At 64.2% G+C, this 15,382-nt stretch carries 14 protein-coding genes; 11 read left to right on the top strand and 3 right to left on the bottom strand.

Annotation, left to right across the window (positions count from 1 at the left end):
* The first annotated feature begins 88 nt into the window (after positions 1 to 88).
* From ACN0X6_RS14440 to ACN0X6_RS14475, 8 genes are all read left to right on the top strand, one after another.
* Positions 89 to 787: a response regulator transcription factor gene (locus ACN0X6_RS14440; protein ID WP_079784596.1), complete on the top strand. Its 699-nt coding sequence runs from the start codon at positions 89 to 91 to the stop codon at positions 785 to 787.
* Positions 784 to 2,118: a sensor histidine kinase gene (locus ACN0X6_RS14445; RefSeq protein WP_192980044.1), complete on the top strand. Its 1,335-nt coding sequence runs from the start codon at positions 784 to 786 to the stop codon at positions 2,116 to 2,118. The genes ACN0X6_RS14440 and ACN0X6_RS14445 overlap by 4 nt, the downstream gene beginning before the upstream one ends.
* 88 nt (positions 2,119 to 2,206) lie before the next feature.
* Positions 2,207 to 4,156 carry a TonB-dependent receptor domain-containing protein gene (locus ACN0X6_RS14450; RefSeq protein ID WP_417704909.1) on the top strand — a complete coding sequence of 650 codons (1,950 nt, stop codon included), beginning with the start codon at positions 2,207 to 2,209 and terminating at the stop codon, positions 4,154 to 4,156.
* Entirely contained in the window at positions 4,156 to 5,259 is a 1,104-nt protein-coding gene (locus tag ACN0X6_RS14455; RefSeq protein ID WP_417704911.1) for an ABC transporter substrate-binding protein, read from the top strand. The genes ACN0X6_RS14450 and ACN0X6_RS14455 overlap by 1 nt, the downstream gene beginning before the upstream one ends.
* A complete protein-coding gene (locus tag ACN0X6_RS14460; protein ID WP_417704913.1) occupies positions 5,256 to 6,302 on the top strand; it encodes a FecCD family ABC transporter permease in 1,047 nt (348 codons plus the stop codon). The genes ACN0X6_RS14455 and ACN0X6_RS14460 overlap by 4 nt, the downstream gene beginning before the upstream one ends.
* On the top strand, positions 6,299 to 7,096 hold the full coding sequence (locus ACN0X6_RS14465) for an ABC transporter ATP-binding protein (protein WP_417704915.1): 798 nt from the start codon (positions 6,299 to 6,301) through the stop codon (positions 7,094 to 7,096). The genes ACN0X6_RS14460 and ACN0X6_RS14465 overlap by 4 nt, the downstream gene beginning before the upstream one ends.
* A complete protein-coding gene (locus ACN0X6_RS14470; RefSeq protein WP_417704917.1) occupies positions 7,086 to 7,364 on the top strand; it encodes a DUF2218 domain-containing protein in 279 nt (92 codons plus the stop codon). Before ACN0X6_RS14465 ends, ACN0X6_RS14470 begins: the two co-directional genes overlap by 11 nt.
* Before the next feature lie 382 nt (positions 7,365 to 7,746).
* Positions 7,747 to 8,910 carry a type III PLP-dependent enzyme gene (locus ACN0X6_RS14475; RefSeq protein WP_417704919.1) on the top strand — a complete coding sequence of 388 codons (1,164 nt, stop codon included), beginning with the start codon at positions 7,747 to 7,749 and terminating at the stop codon, positions 8,908 to 8,910.
* Positions 8,911 to 9,083: 173 nt separating this feature from the next.
* Here ACN0X6_RS14475 and ACN0X6_RS14480 read toward each other — a convergent pair whose 3' ends face one another.
* The gene (locus ACN0X6_RS14480; protein WP_417704921.1) at positions 9,084 to 11,291 is read right to left on the bottom strand and encodes a TonB-dependent receptor domain-containing protein; all 2,208 of its coding nucleotides are present in this window, start codon (positions 11,289 to 11,291) and stop codon (positions 9,084 to 9,086) included.
* Positions 11,292 to 11,518: 227 nt separating this feature from the next.
* Here ACN0X6_RS14480 and ACN0X6_RS14485 point away from each other — a divergent pair, with 227 nt between their 5' ends.
* Positions 11,519 to 12,262 (top strand): 5-oxoprolinase subunit PxpA, encoded by a 744-nt coding sequence (locus tag ACN0X6_RS14485; RefSeq protein WP_417704923.1) that lies wholly within the window; start codon positions 11,519 to 11,521, stop codon positions 12,260 to 12,262.
* 4 nt (positions 12,263 to 12,266) lie between these two features.
* Here the strand turns inward: ACN0X6_RS14485 and ACN0X6_RS14490 are convergent, their stop codons facing one another.
* Entirely contained in the window at positions 12,267 to 12,557 is a 291-nt protein-coding gene (locus ACN0X6_RS14490; RefSeq protein ID WP_417704925.1) for a DUF2218 domain-containing protein, read from the bottom strand.
* Between the two features lie 64 nt (positions 12,558 to 12,621).
* Positions 12,622 to 13,263: an NAD(P)-dependent oxidoreductase gene (locus ACN0X6_RS14495; RefSeq protein ID WP_417704927.1), complete on the bottom strand. Its 642-nt coding sequence runs from the start codon at positions 13,261 to 13,263 to the stop codon at positions 12,622 to 12,624.
* Between the two features lie 100 nt (positions 13,264 to 13,363).
* On the opposite strand from ACN0X6_RS14495, the gene ACN0X6_RS14500 reads away from it, so the two are divergent.
* A complete protein-coding gene (locus ACN0X6_RS14500; RefSeq protein WP_417704928.1) occupies positions 13,364 to 14,251 on the top strand; it encodes a LysR family transcriptional regulator in 888 nt (295 codons plus the stop codon).
* A gap of 89 nt (positions 14,252 to 14,340) precedes the next feature.
* On the top strand, positions 14,341 to 15,228 hold the full coding sequence (locus tag ACN0X6_RS14505; protein ID WP_417704930.1) for a PA4780 family RIO1-like protein kinase: 888 nt from the start codon (positions 14,341 to 14,343) through the stop codon (positions 15,226 to 15,228).
* Positions 15,229 to 15,382 lie beyond the last annotated feature (154 nt).

The following is a 15,382-nucleotide window of genomic DNA, read 5'->3' on the forward strand; positions in this document are numbered from 1 at the left end:
CCGAGCAAGACGCGCCATATGGGTCAGGGTTGCCGAAGTGATTTTTATATATGAGAATCATTCGCTTTAATCGCCCTGAGTGACCCACATGACCGCCAGCCTGGCTCGCATCCTGATCGTCGAGGACGATCGCACCCTGGCCGCCCAGCTCGGCGAGCTGCTGCGCGGTCAGGGTTACGCCACCAGCGCCTGTCATCTGGGCGAGGCGGGCCTGGAGACGGCGCTGCGTGAGTCGCCGGATCTGCTGTTGCTCGACGTGATGCTGCCGGACGTCAATGGCTTTTCCGTGCTGCGGCGCCTGCGCGAGCAACAGCAGACTCCGGTGATCATGCTCACCGCATGCGGGGCTGAGGAGGAGCGCATTCGCGGCCTGCGCCATGGTGCCGACGATTACCTGCCCAAGCCTTTCAACATCACCGAACTGCAATTGCGCATCGACGCCGTGTTGCGCCGCACGCGCCCGCAGGAGAGTGCGCGCGGCGGCCAGGCGCAACAGTTGCAGGTCGACGAACTGCAACTGGACCGCCACGCCCAGCAGGCGCGGGTCGCAGGCTGCGACCTGGCGCTGACGCCACTGCAGTTCCGCCTGCTCTGGTTGCTGGTCAGCCATCGCGGTGAGGCGCTGAGCAAACCCTACCTGTACCGCATGGCGCTGGAGCGCGAGTACAGCCAGTACGACCGCAGCCTGGACATGCACGTCAGCCGTATCCGTCGCCGTCTGGGCGAGGCCGGCCTGGGCGCCGACCGGCTGCAGACCCTGCACGGCCGTGGTTACGCCTTCACATGAACCGGCGCCTGTTCTGGAAGCTGTGCCTGGTCATCGGTCTGGGCAGCGTGCTGCTGTTCTGGATCATCGCCCGCGTCGCCTGGCAGACCGAGGAGCGCATGAGCTTCATCGACGCCGAACATCAGCGCACCCTGCGCCACTACGGCGAGCAGGCCGAGGCGATGTACCGCGCTGGCGATCATGAAGCCCTGGCGCGCTGGCTCACTACCCTGCAGCAGCAGGAGCAGACCTGGGCGGCAGTGGTCGAGTCCGAGGTGCGACCGTTGGCCGGCAGCGTGCTCAACGAGCGCTTCTACGAGGGCTTCGGCCTGGGCCGCGACGTGAGCTGGAAGATTCACCTGTACTTCCAGGAAAACCCCATCATGGATCTGCCGTTCGCCGACGGCCGGACCCATTTCCTGATCATCCTGCCGCAGCGCATGCGCCCCGGCCTCAACTGGCATTACGCCAAGCTGTTGCTGCAACTGGTGGTGCCACTGGTGTTGATGCTGATCGTCTGCCTGGTGCTCTACCGCCACCTGATGCAGCCGCTCGGTCGCCTGGAACAGGCCACCCGGCAGTTCAGTGACGGCCGCCTGGACGTGCGCGTGCGTTCGCTGCTGGGCTCGCGCAATGACGAGCTGGCGCGCCTGGCGGAGACCTTCGACGCCATGGCCGCGCGCACCGGGCAACTGATCATCGATCAGCGTCAGCGCCTGGCGGACATGTCCCACGAGCTGCGCACGCCGCTGACGCGCATCGAGATGGCGGTGAGCCTGGCCGAGCAAGGCAGCGACCGGGTCGGCCTGCTCGAACGCATCCGCGAGGACTGCGCCGGCATGCGTCGCCTGGTCGAGGACGCGCTGACCCTGAGCTGGCTGGAAAACGAACGACCCGAGCTGCGCGACGAGAGCCTGGACCTGTCCGAGCTGCTCGACAGCATCCTCGACGATGCTCGCTTCGAGTACCCGGACCGGCAGATTCTCTGCCAGATGCCCGACAGCGCGCCGCTGCATGGCAGCAGTAATCGGGCGTTGGGCCAGGCCATCGAGAACGTGGTGCGCAATGCGCTCGACCACACCCCGGCGGGCGGCCAGATCGAGGTCAGCCTGGCCGAGGAGGATGGCGCCTGGCTGCTGCGGGTCGCCGATCAGGGCCCGGGCGTTGCCGAGCAATGGCTGGAGCGCATCTTCCAGCCGTTCTTTCGCGGCGGCAGCGAGCGCGCCGGTTTCGGCCTCGGCCTGGCGTTGGCACAGCGCCAGGTCAGCGCCACTGGTGGCAGCATTCGGGCGAGCAATCGCGCCGGTGGCGGTTTGCTCATGGACATCCGCCTGCCGCGCACGGCGGTGTAACAGTTGTAAAAGTGGTTCCCTGCCTGGGTGCTTGTGATGAGAATTCGCAAATGCGAAATATTCACATCTTTCCTGGGGAGGATCGATCATGCCGCACTGCCCTTATCGCCTGAGTCTGCTCGGCGCCATAACCTTTGCCAGCCTGCTCGCCGCGCAGGCGCACGGCGCCGATACCGCGCTGGAGTTGCAGGCGCAGGAGATCACCGCCGCCGCCATCGACCGCAACGAGAGCGTCGAGGCCGAGCAACTGCAGCGTTACCAGGCCAGCGACCTGCAGGAAGTGTTCGAGTCCAATCCCGAGGTGTCCGTGGCCGGCGGCCCCGGCGTGGCGCAGAAGCTCTACCTGCGCGGCCTGGAGGACACCCTGCTGAACATCAGCATCGACGGCGCCAGCCAGCCGGGGCAGACCTTCCACCATACGGGCCGCATCGGCATCGAGCCGGAACTGCTCAAACGCGCCGAAGTCCAGGCCGGCACCGGCGATGCGACAGCCGGGCCGGGCGCGCTGGGCGGCGCGATCCGCTTCGTCACCAAGGACCCGGACGACTTGCTGCGCGATGGCGAGCAGCTCGGTGCGCTGCTCAAGACCGGCTACTTCAGCAATGGCGAGGGCTACAAGAGCAGCGCCAGTGTGTTCGGCCGTTTCAACGAGAACTGGTCGGCGCTGGCCATGACCACCTACCAGGATCAGAACGACTTTGAAGACGGCAACAACGATGATGTGCTCGGCACTGCATCGCGGCAGAAACTCGGCTTCGCCAAGCTGGTGGGCAAGCTGACTGAGGAGCAGACCCTGCGCCTGAGCTACGAGAAGCGCATTGATGAAGGCGAGCGCAGCCAGCGCCCGCAGTGGATCCCGAGCAGCTTCAATCGCCTGTATCCGCTGAGCACCGAACGCGAGACCTGGACGCTCAACTACGCCTGGCAGCCCGTGAACAACGACCTGCTGGATGTCGAGCTGACCACCTATCACACCACCAACGAGCTGGAGCAGGACGGCCGCTTCGGTCTGTACTTCGGCGATACCCGCAGCACGGGGTTCGACCTGCGCAACACCAGCCGTATCGGCGCGCATCAGCTGACCTATGGCGTCGACTTGCGTGATGATCGCACCACCCTTGGTCCAGAGGGTGACCGCGAGCTGGATCACGAAGACGGCGAAGTGCTCGGTGTCTACCTGCAGGACCGCTACCAGATCACCTCGCGTCTGCAGCTCGACGCCGGCCTGCGCTACGACCGCTACAAGCTCGACGACCGCGACAAGCAGAACTTCACCGAGGAAGGCATCAGCCCCAACCTGGGGTTGCGTTACCAGCTGACTCCCGAACTGGCTGTTTTCGCCGGCCAGGCGCGGGCGCTGCGCGGGCCGCAGGTGCGTGATGCCTTCAAGCTCGATGTATCCGGCAACGACCCGGACCTGAAAGCCGAGAAGGCGCGTACCGACGAGGTCGGCTTCGACTACCGCGACGGTGGCTGGGAGCTGAGCGGCAAGGCCTACGTCACCCGGATCAAGGATGCCATCGCCGACCCCATCGGCCGGCCCAATCTGTATGAGAACGTCGGTGACCTGAAGAGCAAGGGTGTGCTGCTCAGCACCGCCTACCACTGGCAGCAGCTCAGCCTGGGGCTGAGCTACCACCGCAATGAGGCGCGTCTGGATGGCGAGCGTCTCAACGTCTACGAATACAACGGTTTGGGCACCAGCCTCGGCGACACCTGGACCGCCTTTGCCGACTACCGTGCCAGCGACAATCTCAACCTCGGCTGGCAGGGTCGCTTCGTGCGCGGCATCGACACCCTGCACACCGGTGTCGGCGATGTCTCCAAGCCAGGCTACGGCGTGCACGACCTGTATGCCGAATGGCAGGCCGTGCCTGAGAGCCTGACGGTGACCCTGACGCTGAAGAACCTGCTGGACAAGCAGTACCTGGATCACGCCAGCAACGAGGACTTCGAGCACATTCCGGACTACGAGGGTATCCGTGGCTCCTACGAGCCAGGCCGTGAGCTGCGTCTGGGCCTGGCATGGCGAATCTGATGGGGCGAGCAATTGCTGCAGTGATGCTGGGGTTGGCGTTGCTGGCCCCGGTACAGGCGCAGGTGCTGATCGATCTGGCCGGGCGTGAGGTGCAGGTGCCCGAGCGCGTCGAGCGCATCGTGTTGGGCGAGGGCCGTCTGTTGCCGGTGCTGGCCATTCTTGAAGGCGAGCAGTTGCTGGAGCGCCTGGTGGGCATGCCTGCCGATCTGGCGCTGGTCGATCCCGGCAGCGCGCGGCAATACCAGCAGGCCTTTCCCGAGTTGGCCAAGGTGCCGCGCATTGGCCAGGGCGCGGCCGATACTTTCAGCCTGGAGCAGGTACTGACGCTGCGCCCTGATCTGGCCATTTTCAGCCTGTCCGGGCATGGCCCGGACAGCACGCAGGGCAGGCTGATCGAGCAACTGCAGCGCGCCGGAGTGGCGGTGCTGTTCGTTGATTTCCGCGAGCAGCCATTGTTGAACACGCCGCGCAGCATGGCCCTGCTCGGCCAGGCGCTGGGTCGTGAGGTGCGTGCCGCAGCCTTCAACGCGGCGCATGCCGAGGCGCTGGCTACGGTGCGTGAACGCTTGCCACAAGGCGCCGCGCCCAAGGTGTTTCTGCACAGCCGCGCCGGCCTTGGCGAGGGCTGCTGCGAAAGCATGGCGCGCGGCATGTTCGCCGATCTGTTGGCCGAGGCCGGCGGCGACAATATCGCCCGCGAGCGTCTGCCCGGCCATGCCGGCACCCTCAGCCTGGAGCTGCTGCTCAGCCAGCCGCCCGAACTGTACATCGCCAGCGCCGTGGGCTCGGCCGACAGCCTGGCTGAGGACGCGCCCTATATCGCCCTGGGGCCGGGCGTGACGGCGGATGCGGCGCAGGCCTCGCTCAGGCACCTGCTCGGACGCGGCGTCCTGCAGCATCTGGGCGCCGTACGCGAGGGCAGGGCGCATGCCATCTGGCATGGCTTCTACAACAGTCCGTTCAACGTGGTGGCGGTGCAGGTGTTCGCCAAGTGGCTGTATCCCGAAGCCTTTGTCGATCTCGATCCGCAGCGCACCCTGGAACACTTCTACCGTGAGTTCCAGCCGGTGACGCTGGACGGCCAGTACTGGATCAGCTTGTGAGTGCGCAGCAGGCGTTGCGCATCGGCTACCGGCGAACCTTGTTGCGGCGCTGGGCTTGCCTGGGCGTGCTGGCGGCGTTGCTGCTGGCCAGTTTCATCGCCGATCTGGCCACCGGCCCGGCTGGCCTGAGCTGGTGGGATGTGGCGCATGGCTTGTTGCAGCCGCAGCATCTGGACGCCGCGCAGGCGGTGATCATTTTAGAGATTCGCGTGCCCTACGCGCTGATGGCGCTGGTGGTGGGCGCCAGCCTGGGCCTGGCTGGCGCGGAGATGCAGACGGCGCTGAACAACCCCCTGGCCAGCCCTTTCACGCTTGGCGTCGGCGCGGCGGCGACGCTCGGTGCTGCGCTGGTGATCCTGCTGCGGCCCAATCTGGGCGGGCTCGGCGCCGACCTGCTGCTGCCGCTGGCGGCCTTCGTCTGCGCCTTCATCTCCTGCCTGCTATTGCTCATGGTGGCGCGGGTGCTGGGGGAGGCGCTGCATACCCTGGTGCTATTCGGTATCGCCCTGTTGTTCGGGATCAATGCGCTGGTCGGGTTGCTGCAGTTTCTCGCCGATGCCGATGCGCTGCAGCAGATTGTGTTCTGGACCCTCGGCAGCCTGGCGCGTGCCGATCTGCAGCGTGTGGGGTTGGTGACTGCGGTGCTTGCCGTGTGCCTGACGCTGGCGCTGCGTCAGGCCTGGGCGATGACCAGCCTGCGCGGCGGTGAGGAACAGGCGCGTAGCCTGGGCATTCGCGTCGGCCGCCTGCGCACCTTCGTGCTGTTGCGGGTCAGCCTGCTGACCGGCGTGGCCACGGCATTCGTCGGCGAGGTCGGCTTTATCGGCCTGGTCGGGCCGCACGTGGCGCGCCTGTTGCTGGGCGAGGATCACCGCTTCTATCTGCCCGGTAGTGCGCTGGCCGGTGCCTTGCTGTTGTCGCTGGCATCCCTGGCCAGCCGTGCGCTGCTGCCCGGGGTGATCCTGCCGGTGGGGCTGGTCACTGCCGTGATCGGAGTGCCGCTGTTCATTGGTTTGATCCTGGCGCGGGGGCGCAGCTTATGAGCCTGCAGATCGAGGGGCTGGGGCTGAGCTATGGCGCGCGCAGCATCTTGCAGGATCTGAGCCTGCCTGCCATGGAAGCCGGCAGCCTGGTTGGCCTGCTCGGCCCGAACGGCGTCGGAAAATCGTCGCTGTTGCGCGCCATTGCCGGTTTGCAGGCGTGCCAGGGAAAAGCGCGGTTGGGTGATTCGACGCTGAGCGGTGTGCCGCCCTGGCGCCAGCAGGTGCAGGTGGCCTACCTGCCGCAGCAATTGCCACAGGCGGTGTCGCTGCTGGCGTATGAGAGTTTGCTGGCGGCGGCGCGGGCGCGTTGTCCGCAGCTTGCTTCGCACGAGCTGACGGTACGGGTCGAAACGATTCTTCAGCGCCTGGGCATCGAGCATCTGGCCTTGCAGCGCATGGATCGCCTGTCCGGCGGGCAGCGGCAACTGCTTGGCCTGGCGCAGGCGCTGGTCGGCGAGCCGCAACTGTTGTTGCTCGACGAGCCCACCAGCGCGCTCGATCTGCACTGGCAACTGCGCGTGCTCGACTGCGTCGCCGAGCGTTGCCGCACGGAGCGCACCATCGCTCTGGTGGCTTGCCATGACCTCAATCTGGCGCTGCGGTTCTGCAGTCACCTGCTGTTGCTGGCGCCGGACGGGGCTTACCGTTTCGGCGCTCCCGCCGAGGTGCTGGATGCGCAATGGCTGCGCCGCGCCTACGCCATCGAAGCACGTATCGAACGCTGCTCGCTCGGCCAGCCGCTGGTGCTGGCCGATAGTCCTCTGCTCAAGGAAGTCTCACCTCATGCCCAATAGCCATAGCCGTTTTCCCAGCAGCCAGGCGCCACGCCTGCTTGGCCGCCTGTGCAAGCACTTTTCGCACAAGATCGAGGCGCGCTGGAGCGAGCACGAAGGCCTGCTGCGTTTCTCCATCGGCGAGTGCGTGCTGCAGGCCGATGACGAGGCCTTGCAGCTGACCTGCACCGCGCCGAGTGCGGCCGAACTCGACGAGTTGCAGGAGCTGCTCAGGCGCCATCTGCAGGGCTTCGCCCAGGTGGACGAACTGGTGCTGCAATGGCACTGAAACACAGCTGCGCCAAACTGGCTGAAAGCCCCGCCTGTTCAGCATTTTAGGACGTTTTGTGTGATATCCGGAACGAGATGAAATTAGGAAGAATTTCCGGTTGATCTGAGGGACGCATGGTCTTAAAGTCCGCGCCCGAACGTCCATGCTGGAAACGATCCATCCGGCTCAAGTACTGACGACGAGAGGTTGCCGGCCGGCGAATGGTCGGTACCGGTGATGCTCGGCGACATGCCTTGGGAAGTAGGCGAACCAAAGTGGGGAAACTGTCAGACGTTCAGGCCTGTGTTAAGCGCGGCCAGCCCCGACACGTAGCGGAACCTGTAAGCGGTTCTGCTGCCCGAATCAATGTGTTCCCGGTTTTGCCATTGGAGTCCCCAGCATGTCGATCAAGGTCGAAGACTACTACGCACCCGCCACTTTCCAGCGCATGAAGGCGTTCGCCGATCAGCACGAAACCCCGTTCGTGGTGATCGACCGGCAGATCATCTGTGACGCCTACGATCAACTGGGCAACTGCTTCCCGTTCGCCAAGATCTACTACGCGGTCAAGGCCAACCCGGCCAGCGAGATCATCGAGTTGCTGCGCGACAAGGGCTCGAGCTTCGACATCGCCTCGATCTACGAGCTGGACAAGGTCATGGCCACCGGCGTTGGCCCGGAGCGCATCAGCTACGGCAACACCATCAAGAAATCCCGCGATATCCGTTACTTCTTCGACAAGGGCGTGCGCCTGTTCGCCACCGATTCCGAAGCCGACCTGCGCAACATCGCCAAGGCTGCGCCGGGCTCGAAGATCTACGTGCGCATTCTCACCGAAGGCTCCACCAGCGCCGACTGGCCGCTCTCGCGCAAGTTCGGCTGCCAGCCGGACATGGCCCTGGACCTGCTGATCCTGGCCAAGCAACTGGGCCTGGTGCCCTACGGCATCTCCTTCCATGTCGGCAGCCAACAGCGCGATATCGACGTCTGGGACGCCGCGATCGCCAAGGTCAAGGTGATCTTCGAGCGCCTCAAGGAAGAAGACGGCATCACCCTGCAGATGATCAACATGGGCGGCGGTTTCCCGGCCAACTACATCCAGCGTACCAATGACCTGGAAACCTACGCCGAGGAAATCACCCGCTTCCTCAAGGAAGACTTCGGCGACGAACTGCCGGAAATCATCCTCGAGCCGGGCCGCTCGCTGATCGCCAACGCTGGCGTGCTGGTCTCGGAAGTGGTGCTGGTGGCGCGCAAGTCGCGTACTGCGGTCGAGCGCTGGGTCTATGCCGACGTGGGCAAGTTCAGCGGCCTGATCGAAACCATGGACGAAGCCATCAAGTTCCCCATCTGGACCGAGAAGAAGGGCGAGATGGAAGAGGTGGTGATCGCCGGGCCGACCTGCGACAGCGCCGACATCATGTACGAGAACTACAAGTACGGCCTGCCGCTCAACCTGGCCAGCGGCGACCGCCTGTACTGGCTGTCCACCGGTGCCTACACCACCAGCTACAGCGCGGTGGAGTTCAATGGCTTCCCGCCGCTGAAGTCCTACTACCTGTAAGGCGCCGCACCCTCAGGTTGCTACCGTAGCCTGGAGACCATGCCGCGTAGGGCGCGCCGTGCGCACCGCACTGATAGTGCAGGTGCGCGCAACGCACCCTACGGGTGACAGGCCCGCGCTGCCGCGTGATGAACGCCCACCTCGTGTGGGCGTTTTGCTTTTTGCGCTTGTGGTCAGAATTCGACCACTGCCGACAGCCACAGGCGACGACCTTCTTCCATCACGCCAGTGGTGGACTGGGTGCTCTGGATATAGTCCGTCCCGTAGGCCGTGCCATTGGCCGCCCCGCTATTGGCGTAAGTGGTGTAGGCCTTGCCCTTGACGAAGTCCTTGTCGAGCAGGTTGTAGATAGCGGCGTTGAGCGTGACGTTTTCCGAGGCTTTGAACGAGCCACCCAGGTGGAACAAGGTATAGGCCTTGGTGTTCTTGCCCAGCGTGTCGTAGATCGACTGGTTGGTGGAGTAGCTGCCATTGGCGTTGGCCAGATTTTCGTACCTGGAGGTAAATCGGGCACGTTCACCTCGGTACTCGCTCTTGAGCCAGAGGTTGAGGCGGTCAGTGGTCTGCCAGGCGAGCTTGGCATTGGCCAGGTGCTCGGGAGTATTGGTCAGCGGTTCGCCCTTGTTGTCGCCGCTTTTCTGTTCGCTGTCGGTGTAGGTGTAATTGCCTGAAAGTGTCCAGGCCGGCGCGAAGTTCCAGCTTGCAGCGAGTTCAAGGCCCTGGGTCACGGCTTCGTCGATGTTGATCTGCTGGGCGCAGGTGCCACCGGTGTTGCCAGCGCACAGCGGGTCTGCGACCGGGTCGCCGGTGGCGATCTTGTCCTTGAACTTGTTGTGGAACAGGGTGGCGTTGGCATTGAAGCCGGCCAGGCTGTCGAAGTACACGCCGAACTCGGTGCTGGTGGTGGTTTCGGGTTCCAGGTCCGGGTTGCCGATGGTGATGATGGTGCCCTGGCCGGTTACACCGTTGATGCCGCTGTGCAGGTCGTTCAGATCCGGCGTGCGATAGCCACGGCTGATGCCGCCCTTGAGCGTCCAGTTGTCGGTTGTGTTCCATACCAGATAGGCGCGCGGGCTGACGTGGCCGCCGAAGGCTTCGTGGTCGTCATAGCGAGCGCCCAGTGTCAGCGCCAGATCATCCCGCAGGCGCCACTCGTCCTCGGCGAAGAGTGCCCAGGTTTTCTGCTCGAAATCATCCAGCGCGATGCCGTCGGTCATTTCGGCTTTCCACCACTGGCCACCGAGCGTGGCAATGTGCGATTCGCCAATTGGCGCCACGAGTTTGCTGTCGAAAACCAGATTGGTGGTTTCCAGATCGCGGTCGTCACCGATGAGCGTGCCCGGGATGCCGGAGCTGTTGCCGATCACATTGCCCGGAATGGTGCGGCCGATGGTTTCGGTACGGTTGTGCATCAGGCTGGAATCCAGAGTGCCGAAGCCCAGTCGTGCGCTGTGGGTCAGGGCAATCTGTTCGCGCTCGAAGCGTAGCTCGTCGGCATAGCCGTTGGCGGTGGTGGCGCTGGCCGTGCAGTTGCGGTTCAAGCCATCCAGACTGCCGAGCTGGCACTCGTCGTTGTTGTACTTCTGGCGGCTGCGCTCGATGTCCAGACCGAAGTCGTGATTCTCGTGCGGGGTGAGCGTCAGGCGTGCGCCCAGATTGTTGGTACCGCCATCGACCGGAGATGGGCCGCGCTTGCTGACATCAACGCCATTGCCGTAGCTCAGGTCGGACTCTTCACGATTGAACAGGCTGCCTCGTATCTGCAGGCCGAGCAGGTCGTCTACCAGCGGACCACTGGCATAGACGCTGGTGCTGCGGGTATCGCCGAAATCGCGATGTTCCTGATAGGTGTAATCCTGGGTCAACGAGCCGGTCCACTGCTTGCCGACCTTGCGGGTGATGATGTTGATCACGCCACCCATGGCGTCGGAACCATAAAGGGTCGACATGGGCCCACGAATCACTTCGATACGCTCGATGGCGGACAGCGGCGGCATGAAGCTGGTGGACGTCTCGTTGAAACCGTTGGGCGTGACGTTGCCGGCGGCGTTCTGCCGGCGGCCGTCGATCAGGATCAGGCTGTATTGGCTGGGCATGCCACGGATGCTGATGTTCAGCCCACCGGTTTTTCCGGTGCCCTGGCCGATGTCGATACCCTCGACGTCACCCAGCGCTTGGGCCAGGTTGTTGTAGCGCTTCTGCTGCAACTCCTCGCGGCTGATCACGCTGATGCTGGCGGGGGCTTCGGTGATCTTCTGTTCGAAGCCGGAGGCACTGACGACCACATCGCCCAGGGCGATAGGCTCGTTGGCCTGGGCGCCGAAACTGGCGGCCAGCGCAATGGCGCTGGCCAAGGCGGTGCGGGAATTGAGGGCGGACATCGATCTACTCCTGGCAGTAAGAGGGTGCAGTCGGAACGGTGCAGATGGCCGGGATGATAGTGATTTGCATATAAGGTTCAATTGCGAATGATACTGATGGACAGGGTGTCCGGCTGGAAAGGCCGTGGTGGTTGGCCTGCAGGCAAGTGTAAATTTTGTAAATGCGACTGATTCTCGAATGTGGCGCGGGCTTTACGCAGGCTTTCCAGGCGCTCTAAGCTGCCGGCATGAACCCCATTCTCCTGAACTGCGACATGGGCGAGGGCTTCGGCGCCTGGCGCATGGGCGACGATGCTCTGGCCATGCCGCTGATCGATCAGGCCAATCTGGCTTGCGGCTTCCATGCCGGCGATCCGCTGATCATGGCGCGCAGCGTCGAGCTGGCCGTGGCGCATGGCGTGAGCATTGGCGCGCATCCTTCCTATCCGGATCTGCAAGGCTTTGGTCGGCGTCATCTGCAGTGCTCGCCGGAGGAAGTCCGCGCACTGGTGCTGTATCAGGTGGGGGCACTGGATGGCTTTTGCCGAGCGGCTGGTTGCCAGTTGGCCTACGTCAAGCCACATGGCGCGCTGTACAACGATCTGGTGCGTGATGATGCGTTGCTGACGGCGGTACTCGATGCCTGTGCCAGCTATCGCAAGGGCCTGCCGCTGATGGTGCTGGCGCTGGCAGACAATGATCGGGAGCTGCGCCTGGCCGACGAAGCCGATGTACCGCTCATGTTCGAGGCATTCGCCGACCGCGCCTACTTGTCAGATGGCCAACTGGCGCCACGCCGGCTCAGTGACGCGGTGCATCAGGATCCAGAGCGCATCCTCGGCCAGGCGCTGGCCATCGCCAGCGGCGATTCTTTCGCCGATATCGACGGCAAACCGCTGCGGTTGCGGGCTGACAGTCTGTGCGTGCATGGCGACAACCCCCAGTCGCTGGCGGTGCTGCGCCGTTTGCGCGCCCGGCTGGATGCGCTGTGAGGGATCAGTTGGGCTGCCAGTCCAGGGTCAGCGCCTCCTGCCAGGCAAAGCGCTCGAAGTGGCTGCCGACGACGCCCTCCAGGCGTTGCAGGTCTTCACTGCTGGCGCTTTCAACCCGCAGACGCAAGCCCTGGTGTTCTGCCTGCAAGGTCGCCAGGCCGGCGCCGAACTCGATATTGCCCTGCTGCTCGTCGAAGCTGACCGGAATCTTGTGTGCGAAGTGCTTGCACAGACGGCTGATATAGCGCGCGGGGGTGTCGGTCGCGACGAAGGCGCTGCTGCTGAATAGGGTCATGCAAAATCCTCTTGGGCTACGTGTGTCCTGGCGCCTGCCGCATTGCGGCAGGCGTCGGCGAGGCTCAGTACGCCAGGGTGAAGCGCTGACGGATGTGCTGCGGTTGCTCGACTTCGTCCAGCAGTGCTACGGCCAGGTCGGCCACCGAAATGCTACCCGGCTCTTCGCCGTTCATCAGCAACTCGTCACGACCCAGGCGGAACTTGCCGGTGCGTGGGCCTGGGACGAGCAGGGCGGCTGGCGAGAGAAAGGTCCACTCCAGCTCCGACTCTTCACACAGCATGTTCAGCGCCTGGCGTGCACCTTCGGCGCCTTCCCTGTACTCGGCCGGAAAGTCCGGGGTGTCGATCAGTTGCATGCCGGGGGCGACGTACAGACTGCCGGCACCGCCGACCATCAGCAGGCGTTTGACGCCGGCCTGCTTGCTCGCCGCGACGATCGAGCGGCTGCCGGCGATGAATTGTTCGCGAATGTCCGCCACGCCCCAGCCCGGGTTGAATGCGCTGATCACCGCGTCGTGGCCCTGTAGCTGCTGAGCCAGCGCGGCGTTGTCGTGGACGTCCGCCTGAACGACGGTGAGTTGCGGGTGTGCGCTCAGTTTTTGCGGATGGCGTACCAGCGCGGTGACCTGATGACCGCGGCCCAGTGCCTCTTGCAGCAGCGGTGCGCCGGTATAACCCGTGGCGCCAATCAGTGCGATTTTCATGGGGGTAATCTCGAGCAGTGAAGGTGAACACATGATCGCTGCTGGATAAACACCGGAAAAAGTGGCCTGATGCACTTGGATAATTAAGCAGGGCTTCACAATGCAGCAGCTCAAACGCATGGCGTTGTTCGCCATGGTGGTGGAACGGGGATCGATGGTGGCGGCTGCCGAAGCCATGGGCATGACGGCTTCGGCGGTCAGTCAGCAGATTCGCCGGCTGGAGGAAGCCACTGGCGTCACGCTGCTGCACCGCACCACGCGCAAGCTGACCCTGACCGAGGCGGGCGCGCAGTTCTATGAAAGCTGCCGACAGATAGTCGAACTGGCCGAGCAAGCCGGGCAGCGCCTGGCCGAGCAGCGTGATGCGCCGGTGGGCGAGTTGCGTGTGGCTGCTCCGGCCGGGTTTTCCGGGCCGCTGCTGAGCGAAGCGCTGGCGCCGTTGCTCAGCGCTCATCCGGGGTTGAGCCTGAGCCTGTTCTTTCATGATGAGCAGATCGACCTGATCGAGTCGCGTATCGATCTCGCCATCCGTGTCGGCCGCCAGGAGGACTCCAGCCTGGTGGCCCGTCACGTGACCGACTGGCGCATGATCCTGTGCGCCGCTCCGGCCTACCTGGCTCGCGCCGGTTTACCAGTCGAGCCGACGCAATTGCTCAAGCTCGACTGGATCGGCCTGCATCTGGAGCGCAGCCATCACCTGACCTTGCATGGCCCCGCTGAAGTGCAGCGGCGCCTGCGGCTGGAGACGCGCATCTGCTGCAATAACATCCTGGCTGCGCGTCAGTTCACTCTGGCAGGTATGGGCGTGTCGCTGCAGCCGGAGCCGGAAGTCCGTGAACTGCTGGCTCGCGGCGAGCTGTTGCCGCTGCTGCCGGATTGGCAACTCGAACCCATCGGCCTGTATATCGTCACGCCACGACGCGATGCCCAACCGGCCAAGGTACGCTATGCCATCGAGGCGCTCAGGCGTCATCTGGTCAGTGCCTGAGCGCTGGGAGTCGGCATCTGCCCCGCGCTGTGAGAGGATGGCCTCTGAACGTCCCGCCCCTGGCCAAAAAGGACCCGTGATCCACACCGATGAAGACGCCCAAACGTATTGAACCCCTGGTCGAAGATGGCCTGGTGGACGAGGTGCTGCGACCGCTGATGAGCGGCAAGGAAGCAGCGGTTTATGTGGTGCGCTGCGGCGATGAGCTGCGCTGCGCCAAGGTCTACAAGGAAGCCAACAAACGCAGTTTTCGCCAGGCTTCCGAGTATCAGGAGGGCCGTAAGGTACGTGGCAGCCGGCAGGCGCGGGCCATGGCCAAGGGCAGCAAGTACGGGCGCAAGGAGCAGGAGCAGGCCTGGCAGAACGCCGAGGTGGCGGCGCTGTTTCGCCTGGCCAGTGCCGGTGTGCGGGTGCCCAAGCCTTATGACTTTCTCGATGGTGTGCTGCTGATGGAGCTGGTGGGCGACGGCGAGGGTGATGTTGCGCCGCGGCTCAATGACGTCGATCTGCATCCGGATGATGCGCGTGAATTTCACGCTTTCATGATCCAGGAAATCGTCAAGATGCTCTGCGCGGGCCTGGTGCATGGCGACCTGTCGGAGTTCAATGTGCTGCTCGGCCCCGAGGGACCGGTGATCATCGATCTGCCGCAGGCCGTGGACGCTGCCGCCAACAACCATGCCTTCAGCATGCTCGAGCGCGATGTGCGCAACATGGCCGAGTACTTCGGCCAGTTCGCCCCCGAGCTCAGGTACACCAAGTACGCCAAGGAAATGTGGGCGCTTTACGAGGCCGGAAAACTGCAGCCCGATACGCAGCTGACCGGCGAGTTCGCCGAACCGGAAGACGCCGCCGATATCGATGCAGTGATGCGCGAGATCAAGGCCGCGTTGGCTGAGGAAGCGAAGAAGCAGGCCCTGCTCAACGCTGACGACGAACCCAAGGACGCCGAACCCATACCGCCCTGGATGCGCTGAGGCAATGTTCGAGGCGCAATCTGCTGCGGGTGCAGGAGCCGGCTTGCTGGCGATGGTGTTTACGCTTAGCAATCGCCCGCAAGCGGGCTCCTACAGAACCGTAGCCCGGATGAAATCCGGGGCGTTTTCGCAGCCTCCCCCGGATTGCATCCGG

It is taken from the genome of Pseudomonas sp. (assembly GCF_048269965.1).
Lineage (GTDB): Bacteria > Pseudomonadota > Gammaproteobacteria > Pseudomonadales > Pseudomonadaceae > Aquipseudomonas.

Bases quoted from the DNA above. Each gene is read 5' to 3' on its own strand.
- ACN0X6_RS14440 (WP_079784596.1), top strand. From the start codon at position 89: ATGACCGCCAGCCTGGCTCGCATCCTGATCGTCGAGGACGATCGCACC.
- ACN0X6_RS14445 (WP_192980044.1), top strand. From the start codon at position 784: ATGAACCGGCGCCTGTTCTGGAAGCTGTGCCTGGTCATCGGTCTGGGC.
- ACN0X6_RS14450 (WP_417704909.1), top strand. From the start codon at position 2,207: ATGCCGCACTGCCCTTATCGCCTGAGTCTGCTCGGCGCCATAACCTTT.
- ACN0X6_RS14455 (WP_417704911.1), top strand. From the start codon at position 4,156: ATGGGGCGAGCAATTGCTGCAGTGATGCTGGGGTTGGCGTTGCTGGCC.
- ACN0X6_RS14465 (WP_417704915.1), top strand. From the start codon at position 6,299: ATGAGCCTGCAGATCGAGGGGCTGGGGCTGAGCTATGGCGCGCGCAGC.
- ACN0X6_RS14470 (WP_417704917.1), top strand. From the start codon at position 7,086: ATGCCCAATAGCCATAGCCGTTTTCCCAGCAGCCAGGCGCCACGCCTG.
- ACN0X6_RS14475 (WP_417704919.1), top strand. From the start codon at position 7,747: ATGTCGATCAAGGTCGAAGACTACTACGCACCCGCCACTTTCCAGCGC.
- ACN0X6_RS14480 (WP_417704921.1), bottom strand. From the start codon at position 11,291: ATGTCCGCCCTCAATTCCCGCACCGCCTTGGCCAGCGCCATTGCGCTG.
- ACN0X6_RS14485 (WP_417704923.1), top strand. From the start codon at position 11,519: ATGAACCCCATTCTCCTGAACTGCGACATGGGCGAGGGCTTCGGCGCC.
- ACN0X6_RS14490 (WP_417704925.1), bottom strand. From the start codon at position 12,557: ATGACCCTATTCAGCAGCAGCGCCTTCGTCGCGACCGACACCCCCGCG.
- ACN0X6_RS14495 (WP_417704927.1), bottom strand. From the start codon at position 13,263: ATGAAAATCGCACTGATTGGCGCCACGGGTTATACCGGCGCACCGCTG.
- ACN0X6_RS14500 (WP_417704928.1), top strand. From the start codon at position 13,364: ATGCAGCAGCTCAAACGCATGGCGTTGTTCGCCATGGTGGTGGAACGG.
- ACN0X6_RS14505 (WP_417704930.1), top strand. From the start codon at position 14,341: ATGAAGACGCCCAAACGTATTGAACCCCTGGTCGAAGATGGCCTGGTG.